At 52.0% G+C, this 16,590-nt stretch carries 18 protein-coding genes; 16 read left to right on the forward strand and 2 right to left on the reverse strand.

All coding sequences use genetic code 11. From position 1 onward, the window contains the following. Positions 1 to 58 precede the first annotated feature (58 nt). Positions 59 to 250, reverse strand: coding sequence for a hypothetical protein (locus G482_RS0103885; protein WP_028448930.1), 192 nt, complete (start codon positions 248 to 250; stop codon positions 59 to 61). A gap of 324 nt (positions 251 to 574) precedes the next feature. Then, positions 575 to 1,528, reverse strand: coding sequence for a thioredoxin-disulfide reductase (gene trxB, locus G482_RS0103890; RefSeq protein WP_028448931.1), 954 nt, complete (start codon positions 1,526 to 1,528; stop codon positions 575 to 577). Positions 1,529 to 1,742: 214 nt separating this feature from the next. Here trxB and G482_RS17200 point away from each other — a divergent pair, with 214 nt between their 5' ends. From G482_RS17200 to fabZ, 16 genes are all read left to right on the forward strand, one after another. Next, positions 1,743 to 2,438 carry an ABC transporter permease gene (locus G482_RS17200; RefSeq protein WP_156905340.1) on the forward strand — a complete coding sequence of 232 codons (696 nt, stop codon included), beginning with the start codon at positions 1,743 to 1,745 and terminating at the stop codon, positions 2,436 to 2,438. Then, the gene (locus tag G482_RS0103900; protein ID WP_028448932.1) at positions 2,435 to 3,028 is read left to right on the forward strand and encodes a hypothetical protein; all 594 of its coding nucleotides are present in this window, start codon (positions 2,435 to 2,437) and stop codon (positions 3,026 to 3,028) included. The genes G482_RS17200 and G482_RS0103900 overlap by 4 nt, the downstream gene beginning before the upstream one ends. Further along, positions 3,025 to 3,999, forward strand: a complete 975-nt coding sequence (locus G482_RS0103905) for an MlaD family protein (RefSeq protein ID WP_028448933.1) — start codon at positions 3,025 to 3,027, stop codon at positions 3,997 to 3,999. Before G482_RS0103900 ends, G482_RS0103905 begins: the two co-directional genes overlap by 4 nt. Continuing rightward, on the forward strand, positions 3,999 to 4,799 hold the full coding sequence (locus G482_RS0103910) for a hypothetical protein (RefSeq protein ID WP_034618697.1): 801 nt from the start codon (positions 3,999 to 4,001) through the stop codon (positions 4,797 to 4,799). Before G482_RS0103905 ends, G482_RS0103910 begins: the two co-directional genes overlap by 1 nt. A 167-nt stretch (positions 4,800 to 4,966) precedes the next feature. Then, a complete protein-coding gene (gene rpsB / locus G482_RS0103915) occupies positions 4,967 to 5,692 on the forward strand; it encodes a 30S ribosomal protein S2 (protein WP_028448935.1) in 726 nt (241 codons plus the stop codon). A 94-nt stretch (positions 5,693 to 5,786) separates the two neighbouring features. Further along, positions 5,787 to 6,665 carry a translation elongation factor Ts gene (gene tsf, locus G482_RS0103920; protein ID WP_028448936.1) on the forward strand — a complete coding sequence of 293 codons (879 nt, stop codon included), beginning with the start codon at positions 5,787 to 5,789 and terminating at the stop codon, positions 6,663 to 6,665. Positions 6,666 to 6,751: 86 nt separating this feature from the next. After that, positions 6,752 to 7,471: a UMP kinase gene (gene pyrH, locus G482_RS0103925; RefSeq protein ID WP_034618698.1), complete on the forward strand. Its 720-nt coding sequence runs from the start codon at positions 6,752 to 6,754 to the stop codon at positions 7,469 to 7,471. A 93-nt stretch (positions 7,472 to 7,564) separates the two neighbouring features. Continuing rightward, positions 7,565 to 8,122 carry a ribosome recycling factor gene (frr, locus tag G482_RS0103930; protein ID WP_028448938.1) on the forward strand — a complete coding sequence of 186 codons (558 nt, stop codon included), beginning with the start codon at positions 7,565 to 7,567 and terminating at the stop codon, positions 8,120 to 8,122. Positions 8,123 to 8,217: 95 nt separating this feature from the next. Then, positions 8,218 to 8,904 (forward strand): polyprenyl diphosphate synthase, encoded by a 687-nt coding sequence (gene uppS / locus G482_RS0103935; protein ID WP_211227566.1) that lies wholly within the window; start codon positions 8,218 to 8,220, stop codon positions 8,902 to 8,904. Beyond that, a complete protein-coding gene (locus tag G482_RS0103940; protein WP_028448940.1) occupies positions 8,897 to 9,718 on the forward strand; it encodes a phosphatidate cytidylyltransferase in 822 nt (273 codons plus the stop codon). Before uppS ends, G482_RS0103940 begins: the two co-directional genes overlap by 8 nt. A 22-nt stretch (positions 9,719 to 9,740) precedes the next feature. After that, the gene (gene ispC, locus G482_RS0103945) at positions 9,741 to 10,946 is read left to right on the forward strand and encodes a 1-deoxy-D-xylulose-5-phosphate reductoisomerase (protein ID WP_028448941.1); all 1,206 of its coding nucleotides are present in this window, start codon (positions 9,741 to 9,743) and stop codon (positions 10,944 to 10,946) included. 2 nt (positions 10,947 to 10,948) lie between these two features. Further along, positions 10,949 to 12,292 (forward strand): RIP metalloprotease RseP, encoded by a 1,344-nt coding sequence (rseP, locus tag G482_RS0103950; RefSeq protein WP_028448942.1) that lies wholly within the window; start codon positions 10,949 to 10,951, stop codon positions 12,290 to 12,292. Between the two features lie 22 nt (positions 12,293 to 12,314). Beyond that, positions 12,315 to 14,609: an outer membrane protein assembly factor BamA gene (gene bamA, locus G482_RS0103955; protein WP_028448943.1), complete on the forward strand. Its 2,295-nt coding sequence runs from the start codon at positions 12,315 to 12,317 to the stop codon at positions 14,607 to 14,609. 11 nt (positions 14,610 to 14,620) lie between these two features. After that, positions 14,621 to 15,106 (forward strand): OmpH/Skp family outer membrane protein, encoded by a 486-nt coding sequence (locus tag G482_RS0103960; RefSeq protein WP_245575238.1) that lies wholly within the window; start codon positions 14,621 to 14,623, stop codon positions 15,104 to 15,106. Then, entirely contained in the window at positions 15,103 to 16,155 is a 1,053-nt protein-coding gene (gene lpxD / locus G482_RS17205) for a UDP-3-O-(3-hydroxymyristoyl)glucosamine N-acyltransferase (protein WP_034618705.1), read from the forward strand. Before G482_RS0103960 ends, lpxD begins: the two co-directional genes overlap by 4 nt. Further along, positions 16,142 to 16,585: a 3-hydroxyacyl-ACP dehydratase FabZ gene (gene fabZ / locus G482_RS0103970; protein WP_255350775.1), complete on the forward strand. Its 444-nt coding sequence runs from the start codon at positions 16,142 to 16,144 to the stop codon at positions 16,583 to 16,585. The genes lpxD and fabZ overlap by 14 nt, the downstream gene beginning before the upstream one ends. Positions 16,586 to 16,590 lie beyond the last annotated feature (5 nt).

Genomic DNA, 16,590 nt, shown 5'->3' on the forward strand with positions numbered 1-16,590 from the left:
TTTGTAGGCATGAAAAAGCCCGCAGGTGCGGGCTGGAGTGTACTCAAACGGGGCGGGGTTAACGTTCGGCGAGATAATCCTGTTCGCGTTCGGCGCGCTCGGCGGCGAGATCGGACAGCGCATTTCGGATTTGGCGTTTGGTTTCAAATTGCTTGCGATAGGTGCTCATCACGGCGATTTCCATATTACGTTGGGCTTCTTCGATCGAGCGACGCTGGCGAGAGGTTTTGAACGTAGACGGCAGAGACATGGTGATTCCTCATGGTGAAGGTGAAAACCAATACATCATGGCTGGAACAGCCCCGAGTACAGCTCAGTTAGCATGGCAATTATGGATGTCATTGCGATGACAGAACATCTTTTTTTGCTGGCTTTTTGTTCTGTGCAACAATCTTTGCGTAAGGATTTGTTTTTGGCTGTAAGTGTTGTGCGTCGCTAGACCACTGCAGCTAAACATCCGGCCGCAAAAGAAAAACCCCGTTGCCGAAGCGAACGGGGTTTTCGAGGGGTATTGCTCACCAGGGCTTTTTTATCAAGGCTTAGCGAGCGATACGTGCGGCAGTATTGCAAGTTCTTAACGCAGGCTTTCCAGGAAGCGATCCGCATCCAGTGCTGCTTGGCAGCCGCTGGCGGCAGACGTCACCGCTTGGCGATAAATGTGGTCTTGCACATCGCCGGCCGCAAATACACCCGCTACGCTGGTGGCCGTGGCATTGCCATCACGGCCGCCTTTGGTGATGATGTAACCGGTTTGGTCCATCTCCAGCTGGCCTTTGAAGATATCGGTGTTGGGCTTGTGGCCAATCGCGATAAAGACGCCATCGACGGCGATGTCTTTGGTGGCTTCGCCGCCAAATTGTTTCAGCCGTGCGCCGGTTACCCCTGAGGCGTCGCCAAGGACTTCATCCAAGACTTGGTTCAGTTCCAGCGAGATTTTGCCTTCGGCCACTTTTTCCATCAGATGATCGATCAGGATTTTCTCGGCGCGGAAGGTGTCGCGACGGTGAATCAGCGTCACGTGGCTGGCGATATTGGCCAGATACAGTGCTTCTTCCACCGCGGTATTACCGCCGCCGACCACGGCAACCGGTTTGCCGCGATAGAAGAAACCATCGCAAGTGGCACAAGCCGATACGCCGCGGCCTGCAAAGGCTTCTTCGGAGGGCAGGCCCAGATATTGCGCCGAAGCGCCGGTAGCGATAATCAGCGCATCGCAAGTGTATTCGCCCGAATCGCCCACGAGGCGGATCGGTTTTTCGCTCAGGTACGTGGTGTGAATATGATCAAAGATCATTTCGGTGCCAAAACGCTCGGCGTGCTTTTGAAAGCGGCTCATCAATTCCGGGCCCATTACGCCATCGGCATCTGCTGGCCAGTTGTCCACGTCGGTGGTGGTCATCAATTGGCCGCCCTGGGCGATCCCGGTGATCAAAACCGGTTTCAGGTTGGCGCGGGCCGCATAGACGGCGGCGGTATAGCCGGCCGGGCCAGAGCCAAGAATCAGCAGGCGATGGTGTTGTGTTGCCATGATGGTGTCCTTGTGTGTTGGTTCAATCGCTTCAGGTTTATAGTGGCACAGCGCGTTCAGCCTAGCGATGGCTAAGGGCGCAAGACCGCAAAAATGCGCATAGTGTAAAGCTTTGCGCGGTGACGTTCTATTCGTTTCTTGCTATCGTGCCGATAGTTTGCACGGCAGGCGCTGAGTGCGCCCAATAGCACTGAAGTGGGGATGAGGTGATAGTTTGAAAAGGTGGTATCGGCATTATTTACCCGCTTTTGGCGCATTAAGCCGGGCACCGGTGCGCCGGGTGTTGGCCAAACAGGTGTATTTCACCGCCAATGAGGCCGCGTGGCTGATGTTTTTGATTGGCTTTGCGCTGGGGGCGATTGTCGTTACCCAGCTGCATGGCCAGTATGGGCAAAGCCGCGATGCGGCCCTGCGCCTCTTGGGCTCGCTCACCTTTGGCGAGCTGGCGCCCTTGCTGACGGTGTTGATTGTGATGGCGCGTTCGGCGTCGGCGATTGCCATTGAGCTGGCCAGCATGCGGGTGAATGGTGAAGTGCGCGAGCTGGAGCGCATGGGTATTCCGATTCATGGCTATCTGGTCTTGCCCCGCGTGCTGGGGATGATGATTTCAGCCGTGTTGCTCACCGCCTGTATGGCGCTGGGGAGCATGCTGGGTGGGATGCTGGTGATCTCGGGTTGGGATGCCAGCTATCAGGTGCTGGCGCTGGAACGGATTGTGCGCTTTGGCGAGCTGGCGCTGTGCGTGGCCAAGGCGGCGAGTTTTGGTCTGGCGGGCGGTATTTTGGCCTGCCATGCGGGTTTACGGGTGCAGCTTAATGCGACGGAAATTCCGCGCGCAGCATCACGCGCGGTGATGCGCGGCTTGTTTGCTTTATTTGTGCTGGATTTATGCTGGGTGGTGTTTAAATGAGCCGGCTATTTACTGGGCACGCCACACATTGTTGGCAGTTTGCTCCCAATTTGCCGGAGGCGCGGGGGCATTATGCCTTTATCCTGCCCGAAGAAGATCAACACCCGGCACTGATTGATGCGCTGTGCCGCCACTATGCAAACCTGTGGCGTGCGCCTTTGGCCTTGCTGGAAGCGCGGCCAGTGTTTGTGAGCAATTTGCGGGTGTGGGAGAACATTATCCTGCCCACCTGGTATCACGCGGGTGCCCCGTTGGGCGAGCTGGATGGGCGGATGCAGGCGATGCTGGCCGGGCTGCAGTATGATGAGGCGGCGCTGCAGCGTGCTTTGGCGCAGCTACCGGCCCAGCTCGATACCCCGCACCGGCGGCTGGCGGCTTTGCTGCGGGCCTTGTTGCAGCATCCGCAGGCGATTTTGCTGGATGAGGCGTGGCTGGCGTGGTTGGCGCAATCGCGCGCGCGCGGCAGCTTATTATCGCAATTGTATGATCGGTATACGGCATTGGAGTATGTGTTTGTACTCTGCAATCATGAAGCTCCAGAGGGCTATACCCCCATTAGCTGTCGCTGGGTAAGTGAAGAATCGGCATGAAAAATCATCAATACTTAAAAGACAATGACCCCCGTTTTCACTGGCTGGGCTGGCGGGTGGGCGTCTTTGCGCTTGGCATCGCCATCTTGATCATTACGCTCTTGGCGGTATTGGCCGAGCGGCAGGGTTTATTCAATGCCAAAGACCGGCTGCATTTTGTGGCGGAAAGCGGCGCCGGGCTCACGCCCGGTATGCAGGTGCGCCTGTCCGGGTTTCGGATTGGTGTGGTCGATGAAGTGGCCCTGAATGAGCAAGCCAAGGTCGATGTCGAGCTCTTGATCGAGCAACGCTATATGAAATGGATTAAGACCGATTCGATTGCGATCTTGCAGCAAGATGGGCTCATTGGAGATCACTTTATCGAAATTAGTGGCGGCGGCGCCAAAACCCCGGCGATGCAGGAAGGCGGCGTGCTTAGCTTTGCGCCCGCGCTGGGCATTGCCGATATCGCGCTGGATTTACGCAACCGGACCATGCCGATTTTTGAGTCGGTGCAGCAAACACTCGATTACATCAATGACCCCAAGGGGGATCTGCGCCAAACCGTCCAGAATGTGCAGCAGCTGACGGCGGAAGTGCGTCAAACCCGGGAAAAGCTCGATCAAATTCTGGTGCATACCGATACCTTGCTGGATGGCGAGGCACGGCAAACCCTGCGTTCGGCCGATCAGCTCTTGCAGCGGGCGGATCAAATTGCCAGCGAAGTTGCACAGCGCACGCCGCAGCTACTGACGCAAACCGCTTCGCTGGTCGCCACTGCCAATGCTATCGCTCAAGATGCCAGCGCCACCATGAGTCAGGTGCGCCGCGTTACCGAACAGGCTGCACCGCAAATTCCAGGCTTGGTGCGCAACACCGATGGTCTGGTTCGTCGCAGTGAGCAAACGCTGCGCGCTGTGCAGCAAATCTGGCCACTGAGCCGTACGATAGAACAGGCACCCGTGGTGGTGCCCGCACCGGAGAGCCGCTAATGAACTCACGCTTGCTGCGCCGAATGGGCGGCGCTTTGCTCTTTTCGGTATTAGTGGCGGCTTGTGCGAGCAAGCCCGTGGCTGAATTACCCCCGCTACGTATGGCCGCACAAACGGCTCATCAAAAGGCGTTAGAGGCGATACGGCAGGGTGATTTACCCACTGCGGCCGAATTTTGGCAGCAGGCCTTAAGCTTGTATCAGGCGCAGGATGACTGGAGCGGGCAGGGCGCAGCGCGCTTGGGCTTGGCGCAGATTGCCTTGCGCAATCAAGCGCCGACTGAGGCGCGCGATTGGTTGGCGCCGATGCTGGTGCAAACGCAGTTTGACCACGCGCTGCAGGCGCAGGCCCAGCTGCAAATGGCGCAAAGCTGGCTAAAGGCCGATGCCGGCGTGGCCGCCATGCATTTAATGGCGGCCGAGCAATGGTGCAAAAGCCAGTGTAGCTGGCGCTGGGCGGTGGCCAATCTGGCCACGCAAATTGCCTTGGCCAAGCAAGATTTCATGCGCGCCCGCAGCTTGGCTGAGGCCACTTTGGCGGCGATTCCCGCGAGCGAAACCGCCGAGCGTAGCCATGCGCACCGCTTGCTGGCCCAGGCCTTGTTGCCAAGTAATGCCACTCAGGCGCTGGCGCAGATTGAGGCGGCTTTGGTCTTGGATCGCAGCTTGGCGCGACCGGACTGGTTGCGTGAAGATTTGCTGCTGCGTTTGCAGATTGCCAGCCAACTTGAGCAGGCAGAATTGATTAAAGACACGCAGGCGAGGCTCGATAGCCTTTGCGCCGCGGTGGTTTGCCGCTAAGCGGCTTGCCCGGCGCTGCGGTTAGCGGCTATAATCGTCGACTAGCTGTACAAATGGTTGTGCAGTAAATCTCCCGTTCGCGGCTCAGAGGTGTTTGTTGGGGTGTAAATCCTTGGCAAATTCCAGCGAACGGTAAGACCTTAACCCCTGAGACTTTGGAGAAATCAATGTCTGTTAGCATGCGCGATATGCTGGAAGCCGGCGTACACTTCGGCCACCAAACCCGTTACTGGAACCCGAAAATGGGCAAATACATTTTCGGTGCTCGCAACAAGATTCACATCATCAACCTCGAAAAAACTCTGCCAATGTTTGAAGATGCACTGAAATTCGTGCGTCAACTGTCTGCAAACAAAGGCAACGTTCTGTTCGTAGGTACTAAACGCGCTGCTCGCGAAATCATCGCTGAAGAAGCTGCTCGCGCTAACGCGCCTTACGTTGATCACCGCTGGTTGGGCGGTATGCTGACGAACTACAAAACCGTTAAGCAATCGATCAAACGCATGAACGACATGAAAGCTGTGCTGGAAAATGCTGAAGGCACCGGCTACGGCAAGAAAGAACTGTTGGACATGAAACGTGAAGTTGAAAAACTGGAGCGTTCACTGGGCGGCATCAAAGAGATGGGCGGCCTGCCAGACGCGATTTTCGTAGTTGATACCGGCTATCAAGCAGGTACTGTGGTTGAAGCCAAAAAACTGGGTATTCCAGTGATTGGTGTAGTTGATACCAACAACAGCCCAGACGGCATCGATTACGTTATTCCTGGTAACGATGACTCTTCTCGCGCCATTCGCCTGTACGCTCGTGCAGTGGCTGATGCTGTGCTGGAAGGCCGTAACCAAGCGACTCAAGCTCTGGTTGCTGCAGTTAGCGAAGCTGCTGCTGAGTAATCTAGCGCTAAAGCTAAACTCGCAAAAAGGGGCGTTTCGCCCCTTTTTTGTAACAATATTCCAATAGACTGAAATCCTCATTCAGGAGAAATTCATGGCTGCGATTACTGCAAAAATGGTCAGCGAACTGCGCGAAATGACCGGCTTGGGCATGATGGAGTGCAAAAAAGCACTGGTAGAAGCCGATGGCGACATCAAGAAAGCTGAAGAAGCGCTGCGTATCAAGTCAGGCGCTAAAGCGTCTAAGATGGCTGGCCGTACCGCTGCTGAAGGCGTGGTTAAAGCATTTATCGCTGATGACAAGAAAGTGGGCGCAATCATCGAAGTTAACTGCGAAACCGACTTCGTGGGTAAAGATGAGAGCTTCGGTGCGTTCGTGACTGCTTGTGCTAAAGCCGTTGTCGTTGGCAACCCAGCTAACGTAGAAGAATTGGCTGCTGTGGTGACCGATTCTGGCGAAACCGTAGAAGATCTGCGCAAAGCTATTGTGGCAAAACTGGGCGAGAACATGACTCTGCGTCGTTTCGTGCGCTACCAGACCGAAGGCCAGCTGGCTGCTTACATCCACGGCGCGAAAGTGGGCGTACTGGTTGATCTGACCGGTGGCGACGAGCAACTGGGCAAAGATATTGCTATGCACATCGCTGCGGCGAAACCAAAAGCACTGGATGCTTCAGGTGTTGATGCAGAAGCTATCGAAACTGAGCGTCGTGTTGCGATCGAGCGCGCGAAAGAAGCTGGCAAGCCAGAAGCGATGCTGGAAAAAATCGCCGAAGGTACCGTGCAGAAATTCCTGAAAGACGTGACTCTGCTGTCACAGCCTTTCGTGAAAGATGACAAAGTAACCATCGAGCAACTGCTGAAATCAAATTCAGCCGCTGTAAATGCATTCGCAACTTTCGTAGTTGGCGAAGGCATTGAGAAGAAAGTGGTAGATTACGCCGCTGAAGTTGCTGCTGCTGCACAACTGTAAGTCTGTACTAGACTGAAATGAACGCCGCGCCCTTGGTGCGGCGTTTGCACGACCACGCCCGAGTTAACACTACATAGGAACAAGATATGAGCCTGCCTAAAAAATATAACCGTATTCTGTTGAAACTCTCCGGCGAAGCTTTGATGGGGGATGATAGCTACGGCATTAACCGTGCCACCATCGACCGGATCGTGCAAGAAATCAAAGAAGTGGTTGATCTGGGTGTGCAGGTGGCGGTGGTGATTGGCGGCGGGAATATTTTCCGTGGCGTAGCGCCTGCAGCCTCAGGTATGGATCGTGCCACGGCCGATTATATGGGTATGCTGGCCACCGTGATGAACGCGCTGGCCCTGCAAGACGCAATGCGTCACGCCGGGATTGTTTCGCGCGTACAGTCTGCCCTGACTATCCAGCAAGTGGCGGAGCCTTATATCCGCGGTAAAGCGATTCGTTACCTCGAAGAAGGTAAAGTGGTTATTTTTGGTGCCGGTACTGGTAATCCGTTCTTTACCACCGATACTGCCGCCGCCCTGCGCGGGATGGAAGTCGGGGCAGATATCGTGCTGAAAGCCACCAAGGTCGATGGCGTTTATACCGATGATCCGAAGAAAAACCCGGATGCGGTGCGTTATCACACAGTGACGTTTGATGAGGCAATTGGTCGCAATCTGAAGGTAATGGATGCCACTGCCTTTGCCTTGTGCCGCGATCAGAAGATGAATATTTGTGTGCTGAGCATCTTTAAGCAAGGCGCGCTTAAGCGTGTGGTGCTTGGGGAAGACGAGGGTACACTGGTACACTGCTAAGATTGTATCGAACTCATTGCAACGGGCGGGTATAATCCCGCCTGTTTTTTTATTGCCGCCTTAACTGAAGACGTGTTGTAGAGGTAAGTTGACATGATTGCTGATCTGAAAAAAACCACCGAAGAAAAAATGCAGAAAACCGCCGAGAAATTGCGGACGGATTTGGCGAAAGTACGTACTGGCCGCGCTACCACAGGCCTCTTGGATCACATTCAGGTTGAATACTATGGCAGCCCTGTGCCGGTAAATCAGGTGGCCAATATCACCTTGATCGATTCACGGACGATTGGTGTGCAGCCATATGAAAAAACCATGGTATCGAAAGTCGAAAAAGCGATTCGTGATAGCGATCTGGGCCTAAACCCAGCTTCTCAGGGCGATGTGATTCGCGTGCCGATGCCCATGCTGACGGAAGAGCGCCGTAAAGACCTGATCAAAGTGGTGCGCAGCGAAACCGAAGACGCACGCGTTGCCGTGCGTAATGTCCGCCGTGATGCGAATGATCAGCTCAAGCGCGCCGTGAAAGATAAAGAAGTGTCGGAAGATGATGAGCGTCGCGCACAAGACGAAATCCAGAAACTGACCGACAAATACATCGCCGAGCTGGATCGTCAACTGGCCGATAAAGAAAAAGAGCTGATGACTATCTAAGAAAGGCAGTAAACGTGGCTTTGTTTAATCGCGCAAGCGAGCAGGAACCTGTCGATATTCGGCAGGGCAAGCTACCCCAGCACATTGCCATCATCATGGATGGCAATGGCCGCTGGGCCAAAAAACGCATGATGCCCCGGGTGTATGGGCACAAAAAAGGCGTCGATGCGCTGCGGGAAGTAATTCGGGCTTGTGATGAGCTGAAAGTCGGTTACCTAACTGTATTTGCGTTTTCGAGTGAAAACTGGCGTCGCCCAGCCGAAGAAGTCTCCTTTCTGATGGGACTCTTCTTGCAGGTGCTCAATAGCGAAATCGAGCGCATGCAGCGCAACAATATTCGCCTCAAGATCATTGGCAGTCGAGAGAAATTCTCAGCTGAGCTGGTGGCCATGATTGACGATGCTGAGCGCAAAACCGCCACTAATACCGGACTTTGCCTAACTATTGCCGCCGATTATGGTGGCCAGTGGGATATTACCCAGGCAACCAAAGCGCTGCTACGCCACGCCCCGGAAAAGCTGGAAAGCTATACCCCCGAAGATCTGATCCCGTATTTGGCAATGAATTATGCGCCGGATCCCGATCTCTTCATTCGCACCGGTGGTGAGCAGCGGATCAGTAATTTCCTGCTCTGGCAGCTAGCTTATACCGAACTCTTCTTTACTGATTTGGCCTGGCCAGAATTTGGCCGCGCCGAGCTATTTGATTCGATTGCCTGGTATCAGCAGCGCGAGCGCCGTTTTGGGCGAATCAGTGAGCAATTGAGCGAAGACAATGCTTAAATCTCGTATTTTAACGGCCTGTGTACTATTTCCATTGGTGGCGGCGGCGCTGTTCTGGCTGCCTCCACAGGGTTGGAATTTGTTTTGCGCAGGTTTGTTGGCGGTGGCCGCTTGGGAGTGGCAGTCGCTCTCTGGGATGAAGGGCTGGTTGGCTCGCATCTATCCGGCCTTGGTGCCGCTGGTGTTTTTGCTGGCATGGTATGGCCTACCAGGCATGATGCGGGTGGGGCTCTTGTATGCCGCTGCGGGCTTCTGGGTGCTGATCGTGCCCGTATGGCTGCGCAAAAAATGGGTATTGCAACAGGCGGGTAACCTCAATGCCTTACTGGGTATCGCGCTGCTAGTGCCAGCGGCTATGGCGATGATTGTCTTGCATCCAGATGGTATTACTTTGTTGGCCGTGTTCATGGTGGCCTGGATTGCCGATACCTTTGCCTATTTTAGTGGTAAGGCATTTGGCAAACACAAACTGGCGCCGACCATCAGCCCCGGTAAAAGCTGGGAAGGGGTAGTGGGCGGTACGCTGGCGGTGATTGTGTATGTACAGCTATTACCTAAGCCATTTTCCTTGTTGGTGGGCTCGCCAGAATTTGATTCCCCATTGTCGCAAGCCGCGCTCTGGCTCTTGATTGCGCTCCTGTTGACCGCGGTGAGCGTCATGGGTGATTTGCTAGAATCACTCTTTAAGCGCCAAGCGGGCATTAAAGATAGCAGCCGCCTACTGCCAGGGCACGGCGGCGTGCTGGATCGTATTGATAGCTTGCTGGCGATATTGCCGGTTAGTGCCGCTATCTACTTATTAAGTTCTATTTGAAATTTGCCTTAGTAGGAACGCTATGTCCGTCGGACCGCAGAATGTTTGCATTCTTGGTGCAACTGGCAGCATCGGTCAAAGTACCCTTGATGTTATTGCCCGTCATCCAGAGCGCTATCGTGTGTTTGCGATTAGTGGCGCCACGCAGGTAGAAAAACTCATCCAAATTGCGTTACAGCATCATCCTCGTTATCTGGTGGTGCTGGATGCCGCTGCTGCCACCAGCATTGCCGCGGCGCTGAAGGCGGCGCACTGCCTCACTGAGGTGTTGTGCGGAGCAGATGCCTTAATTGCGATTGCTACTGCGCCCGAAGTTGACGCAGTGATGGCTGCGATCGTTGGGGCGGCCGGTATGCCAGCTACCTTGGCGGCGGCCAAAGCTGGCAAGCGCATTTTGCTGGCCAATAAAGAGACCCTGGTCTTGGCTGGCCGTCTGTTTATGCAGGCCGCTTCCGCCTCGGGCGCGGTACTGCTGCCGATTGATAGCGAGCACAACGCTATTTTCCAGTCTTTGCCAGAAAGCTACCGCGAGCATCCCTACCAGCAGTCATTGTCTGCTGCCGGGGTCGATAAACTTATCCTGACGGCTTCTGGCGGGCCGTTCCGCACCCGGCCTGCGGAGACGCTGGCTAGTATTACGCCAGCAGAAGCGGTAAAACACCCAAATTGGTCCATGGGGCGGAAAATCTCTGTGGATTCCGCCAGCCTGATGAATAAAGGCTTGGAAGTTATCGAGGCGCACTGGTTGTTTAATGCGCCGGTAGCGCAGATTGAGGTGATTGTTCACCCACAAAGCGTCATTCACTCCATGGTGCAATACCGCGATGGCTCAGTGCTGGCCCAACTGGGCACGCCGGATATGCGCACACCGATTGCCTATGGCCTTGCCTATCCTGAGCGGATCGCTGCCGGCGTGAAGCCACTGGATTTACTCAGTATTGCCCGTTTGGAATTTGAAGCGCCAGATCTAGAGCGTTTCCCTTGCTTGGCCCATGCGTTTGCTGCCATTGCGCAAGGTGGCGCAACCCCGGCCGTGCTGAATGCGGCCAATGAGGTGGCAGTGGAGTATTTCCTTGCGGGTGCCATCCGCTTTACGCAGATCCCTGAGCTGATTGCCGCCACGGTGGAACAGTGCCACGCCGTGAGTGATGAATCACTAGAAGCCTTGCTGGCGGCGGATCGACTAGCGCGTAGCACTGCGCTGCAGCTGATTGGACGCTGGAGCTAAGTATGATTACCCTGCTTTCCTTTGTTTTGGCAATTGGTCTACTAGTATTTGTCCATGAGTACGGTCATTATTGGGTTGCCAAACGATGCGGGGTGGGGGTATTAACTTTTTCGATTGGTTTTGGGCGTCCAATTGGGCAGTGGCAGCGTGGTGAAACCACTTGGCAGATTGCTTTAATCCCATTGGGTGGTTTTGTCCGGCTGATGGATGAGCGTGAAGCGCCAGTCGAAGCCAGGCAGCGGCAGCGCGCCTTTAATCGGCAGGCGCCGTGGAAAAAAATCGCTGTCGTGGCCGCTGGGCCGCTGGCAAATTTGATTTTTGCGGTACTGGCTTTTTCGCTCTGCTATTGGCATGGTGTACCGACCATGCAGGCGCGAGTTGCCATGGTGACACCTGCCAGTATTGCCGCGCAGGCTGGCTTAGTCAGCGGCGATAAGGTGCTGACGGTTGCCGACCAGCCGGTGGCCACATGGGAGCAATTACAAATTGCACTCTTTGCCGAGGCGGGGAATGAATCGGTTGCGCTTAAAGTGCAATCACGAGCAGGTGGCGAGCGGATGATCGACTTGCCGCTCAGCAAACTGCCCCGCGAAGAGTTCGATCAGCAACTATTGCTGCGCTTAGGTTTGAGCCCCTTCGCACTCTTGCCGGTGATTGAAGAAGTGCAGGCTGGGAGTGCCGCGGCACTGGCAGGCTTGCAAGCAGGTGATCGTATTGTGCAGATTAATGGCCATCTGGTTACAGATTGGTCTGCCGTGCAATCGGCAGTGAAATCCAGCGCTGGACGCCCTTTGAACCTGCGCGTTGACCGCCAAGATCAGCAATTGCAATTTCAAGTGACGCCGGTCATGGCAACCCAAGCCGATGGCTCGTCGCAGCCAAGACTAGGGATCTCGCCACGGGCAGATGCAGCCTTTAATCAGCAGCAACTGGTGCAGGAGCAATACGCAATGCCAGCGGTGCTGTGGGTGGGGGCTGAAAAAACCTGGCAAATGTCACTGATGACGGTGCAAATGTTCGGCAAAATGCTGGTAGGCGCGCTTTCGCCAAAGCAAATCAGCGGCCCACTTGGAATTGCCGAATACGCTGGCCAAAGTGCGCAGCTAGGTTGGCTGGCCTATTTGCAGTTTTTGGCGCTGATCAGCATAAGCCTTGGTGTATTGAATCTGCTGCCCGTGCCAATACTGGACGGTGGGCATTTGCTGTATCATAGCTACGAATTACTAACGGGTAAGACTGTGTCTGCCGCGCTCACGGAATGGCTCCAGCGCATTGGTCTTGCCTTGTTACTCACCCTTATGGCCGTGGCATTGTTTAATGATGTCACTCGGTTGTTGCTTCATTGATCTGCTTGCATAGACGATAAACATGAAATTGAAACCGATGTATATGCTGCTTACCGCGGCACTCACTACTGTGTCGCTGAATGCATGGGCATTTGATGCCTTCACTGTGCGAGATATCCGCGTAGAAGGTCTGCAGCGTACTGATGCCGGTACGGTATTCAATTACTTAGGCGTTAAAGTGGGCGAGCGCTTTGATGATGCGAAAGCCAGCGAAGCCATTCGCAGCCTGTTTGCGACCGGTTTTTTTGACGACGTCCGGATTGAGGCTGAGCAAGATGTGCTGGTAGTGACCGTGGATGAACGGCCTACAATTTCACAGATCAATATCAACGGCGCCAAACTGATCGAAAAAGATCAGGTTAAAACCGCCTTCAAATCACAAAATCTGGCTGAGGGTAAGATTTTTCAGCAAGAAGTACTGACTAATGCCATCAATGAATTAAAGCAGCAATACTATGCACGCGGGCGCTATACCGTGGAGCTTGTGCCGACGGTAACTAAGTTGGACCGTAATCGAGTTGGTATTCAGATCGACATCAAAGAAGGCGATGTCGCCCGCATTAAAGGGATCAACTTTGTTGGCAACACCGTATATACCGACAGCGAACTGCAAAATGCGATGTCGCTGACCTTGGGGGGTTGGATGACGTGGTATACCAAAACCGACCAATACTCCAAGCAAAAATTCGGTGCAGATCTGGAAGCCATTAAGTCCTTGTATCTTAACAATGGCTATCTGAAATTTAATATCGAATCAACTAATGTCTCTTTGTCAGAAGACAAGATGGATGTGTTTCTGACTGTGAATATTCGAGAGGGTGCTCAGTATAAGATTTCTGGGGTAACTTTGATTGCTGCCGCTCCCGAATTTCAAGAATCGCTCAAAGGTGCACTTGATAGTCTGAGTGTAGGTGAGATTTATTCACGCGAAACCATTAATAAGATAGCTGCAGAGATATCAAATACGCTGGCTAATCAGGGGTATGCATTTGCTAATATCAATCCCATACCTGAATTAAATGAAGACAGAAAAACAGTGCAGATTAACTTCATGGTCGACGCTGGTAAAAAGGTTAGTATCCGGAGAATTAATATTGATGGTAATAATATTACCCGTGATGAAGTTATTCGCCGTGAGTTGCGCCAAATGGAAGCGGCTGAATACGATCAGTCGAGGATTAAGCGCTCAAAAGAGCGTCTACAGCAACTGGGTTATTTTTCAGAGGTTAATGTTGAGACCCCGATCGTGGCTGATGCGGTGGATCAAGTTGACATGAATGTTAACGTAGTTGAGCAAAAAACAGGTAACTTCAATTTTGGTGTTGGTTATGGTCAATCCGATGGTATGTTGTTGCAGGTGTCAGTTTCACAGAATAATTTCTTAGGTACAGGGAAACGTTTCTCGGCTGAACTGAATACCAGTTCATCTCAGAAAACTTATTCTGCCTCAATGCGAAACCCTTATGCTACGACTGATGGTGTGAGTTTTGGTTGGAGTATTTATCAGCGTAAAACAACCCCAGATGAACTGGATTTAGGGGATTACTCAACCAATGCGAAAGGGGTTAACCTTAGTTTTGGCATGCCAACCTCAGACTATAATTCAATAGGACTTGGTCTGGATTATGAAAATCTGAAAATTTCTACGAATTCAAATTCTCCGAAGTATGTCCTAGATCATATTAAAAGATATGGTACGGTATCAGATACCTATTCTATAAGTGCAAATTGGTCCGCAGACTCTAGAAATTCCATGGTTTTCCCAACTTACGGTTGGTATCGGCGTGGTACAGTAGAAGTAGCTACGCCACTGTCTGATATTACTTTTTACAAGGCTAATGCCCAAAGTCAGTATTTTTATTCTATGGGGCGTGATTTTACTGTGACGTTGATGTGGAACGTTGAGATGGGCTACGCAGATGGATATGCTGGTGATGAGTTACCTTTTTATAAAAACTACTATGCAGGTGGTGTGAACTCTGTGCGTGGTTATAAGTCATCATCATTAGGCCCTAAGGATGAAAATGGCGATGCATTTGGTGGAACGTCTCGATTTGTTAATAACTTTGAGCTCTACTCACCTTTGCCAGGGATGAAAGACGACAAGTCCATGCGCATCAGTGCCTTTTTTGATGTCGGTAATGTGTGGGGTGATGCACATTTATTCAACTTGACGGATTTGCGGTATTCTGCTGGGGTTGGTTTTACTTGGATTTCACCTGTTGGGCCAATGAAATTGGTTTGGGCAAAGCCTTTTAATTCAAAGGCAAGTGATAAGACGCAGAGCATTCAATTTCAACTGGGTCAGGTGTTCTAGGAGTTTTTGCTGTGAAACTACGTATGTTATTGGCATTCTTCCTGTTGTGGTTGAGCTGTTTGGCTATCGCGGATACAAAAATTGGCTTTGTGGATACACAGCGGATACTCAGGGAAGCAGCACCAGCTGTTCGGGCAGCTAAGAAAATTGAAAAAGAATTTGAGCCCCGCCGGATTGAATTACAAAAGATATCTTTGCTGGGTAAATCTTTGCAGCAGTTGCTAGATAAGGGTGCATTGTCTGAAAATGATCGGCGCGTAAAAGAGCGTGAGCTTTTAAAGTTAAATCAAGATTTTCAGCGAATGCAGCGTGAAATTAATGAAGATTTGAATGCTCGGCGCAATGAAGAATTATCTGGTTTGCAAGAGAGAGTAAATTCTGCAATTAAATCAATCGCAGAGGCAGAAAAGTTTGATGCTATTTTTCAAGATGCGGTCTACCGAAACCCACGGCTAGATATTACGGATAAAGTGCTGAAACAATTGGTTGATAAATGATGAGTACTGGCATTAGGTTGTCTGCTTTAGCTAAGATAGTGGGTGGGGTTTTAGTCGGTCTTGATCGCGAAGTTGCTGGTGTCGCCTCTTTAAATAGTGCTACAGAGTTGCATTTGACCTTCTTAGGTGATCTTAAAAAGGCTCGAGAATTGCTAGACTCAAATGCTCGGGCTGTTATTGTTAAAAAATGTGATGAATTACCTTCAGATCTAAGCTATATCGTTTGCAATAATCCGCTTTTGGCTTTTGCTCGTGTCTCGGCTTACTTTAATCCATTGCCTGTATGTCAAAATCGAGTGCACCCCTCTGCGGTCATCGCCAATAATGTTGCGTTACCCTATGAGATTGAAATTGGCCCAAATGTAGTCATTGAGTCCGGGGTTGTTCTTGGGAATGCAGTGCAGATAAAGGCCGGTTCTTTCATCGGAGCTGGCTCGACTATTGGCTTAAATACGATTATCTATCCCAAAGTAGTTATTTATCCTGAAACCCAAATTGGAGATGACTGTGTAGTGCACTCCGGTGCAGTAATTGGTGCAGATGGCTTCGGTAATGCTTGGGCTGGTGATCATTGGGAGCGTATTCCCCAGATAGGTAGAGTAATTATTGGGGACAATGTCGAAATTGGTGCTAACACAACGATTGATCGCGGTGCACTTGATGATACGGTGATTGAATCCGGTGTGCGTTTAGATAACCAAATTCAGGTCGCACACAATGTCAAGATTGGGCGAAACACTGCGATTGCTGCTTGTGCTGCTATCGCGGGCTCCGCTGAGATCGGCCGTAATTGTATGATTGGTGGTGGCGCTCTGATTGCTGGGCATCTCAAAATTGCGGATGGCGTTACTCTTCTTGGGGGGAGCGGTGTGCCATCGAGCATTAATGAATCTGGAGTGTATGCTTCAGGTGTACCCATCGTGCCGCATGCTGATTGGCTAAAAAATATGGTGCATCTACGTAAGTTAGATGGAATTGCAAAACGCTTAAAGCAGCTTGAGAAACAGGTTGCAAAACAGGGACAGGAAGAACAAAGTGACTCCAATTGAAATCAATGAAATTATGCAGCATTTGCCTCATCGTTATCCATTTCTATTAGTGGATCGGGTGCTGGAATTGGAGCCAGGCAAGTCGGTTAAGGCAATCAAAAATGTGACGATTAATGAGCCATTTTTTCAGGGGCATTTTCCAGGTTACCCGGTAATGCCTGGTGTGCTGATTTTGGAAGCCTTGGCTCAGGCCGCTGGCGTCTTGACTTTCAAAACGATTCAGCCGCCGCCTTCGGCGAATACTATTCTGTTTTATGCTGGCATTGACAATGCACGATTCAAACGCCAAGTAGTGCCTGGCGATCAGTTGATCCTGACTGCTGAGATTACCAAATCAATGCGTGGTATTTGGAAGTACACAGCGAAGGCCTATGTGGGTGACGAGCTAGCTTGTGAAGCGGACTTGATGTGCGCACAACGCGAAGTTTAATGAGT

It is taken from the genome of Chitinibacter tainanensis DSM 15459 (assembly GCF_000429785.1).
Classification (GTDB): domain Bacteria; phylum Pseudomonadota; class Gammaproteobacteria; order Burkholderiales; family Chitinibacteraceae; genus Chitinibacter; species Chitinibacter tainanensis.

Excerpts from the sequence above, each read along its gene's own strand:
- G482_RS0103885 (WP_028448930.1), bottom strand. The coding sequence starts at position 250 with ATGTCTCTGCCGTCTACGTTCAAAACCTCTCGCCAGCGTCGCTCGATC.
- trxB (WP_028448931.1), bottom strand. The coding sequence starts at position 1,528 with ATGGCAACACAACACCATCGCCTGCTGATTCTTGGCTCTGGCCCGGCC.
- G482_RS0103900 (WP_028448932.1), top strand. The coding sequence starts at position 2,435 with ATGAGCCGGCTATTTACTGGGCACGCCACACATTGTTGGCAGTTTGCT.
- G482_RS0103905 (WP_028448933.1), top strand. The coding sequence starts at position 3,025 with ATGAAAAATCATCAATACTTAAAAGACAATGACCCCCGTTTTCACTGG.
- G482_RS0103910 (WP_034618697.1), top strand. The coding sequence starts at position 3,999 with ATGAACTCACGCTTGCTGCGCCGAATGGGCGGCGCTTTGCTCTTTTCG.
- rpsB (WP_028448935.1), top strand. The coding sequence starts at position 4,967 with ATGTCTGTTAGCATGCGCGATATGCTGGAAGCCGGCGTACACTTCGGC.
- tsf (WP_028448936.1), top strand. The coding sequence starts at position 5,787 with ATGGCTGCGATTACTGCAAAAATGGTCAGCGAACTGCGCGAAATGACC.
- pyrH (WP_034618698.1), top strand. The coding sequence starts at position 6,752 with ATGAGCCTGCCTAAAAAATATAACCGTATTCTGTTGAAACTCTCCGGC.
- frr (WP_028448938.1), top strand. The coding sequence starts at position 7,565 with ATGATTGCTGATCTGAAAAAAACCACCGAAGAAAAAATGCAGAAAACC.
- uppS (WP_211227566.1), top strand. The coding sequence starts at position 8,218 with ATGGATGGCAATGGCCGCTGGGCCAAAAAACGCATGATGCCCCGGGTG.
- G482_RS0103940 (WP_028448940.1), top strand. The coding sequence starts at position 8,897 with ATGCTTAAATCTCGTATTTTAACGGCCTGTGTACTATTTCCATTGGTG.
- ispC (WP_028448941.1), top strand. The coding sequence starts at position 9,741 with ATGTCCGTCGGACCGCAGAATGTTTGCATTCTTGGTGCAACTGGCAGC.
- rseP (WP_028448942.1), top strand. The coding sequence starts at position 10,949 with ATGATTACCCTGCTTTCCTTTGTTTTGGCAATTGGTCTACTAGTATTT.
- bamA (WP_028448943.1), top strand. The coding sequence starts at position 12,315 with ATGAAATTGAAACCGATGTATATGCTGCTTACCGCGGCACTCACTACT.
- lpxD (WP_034618705.1), top strand. The coding sequence starts at position 15,103 with ATGATGAGTACTGGCATTAGGTTGTCTGCTTTAGCTAAGATAGTGGGT.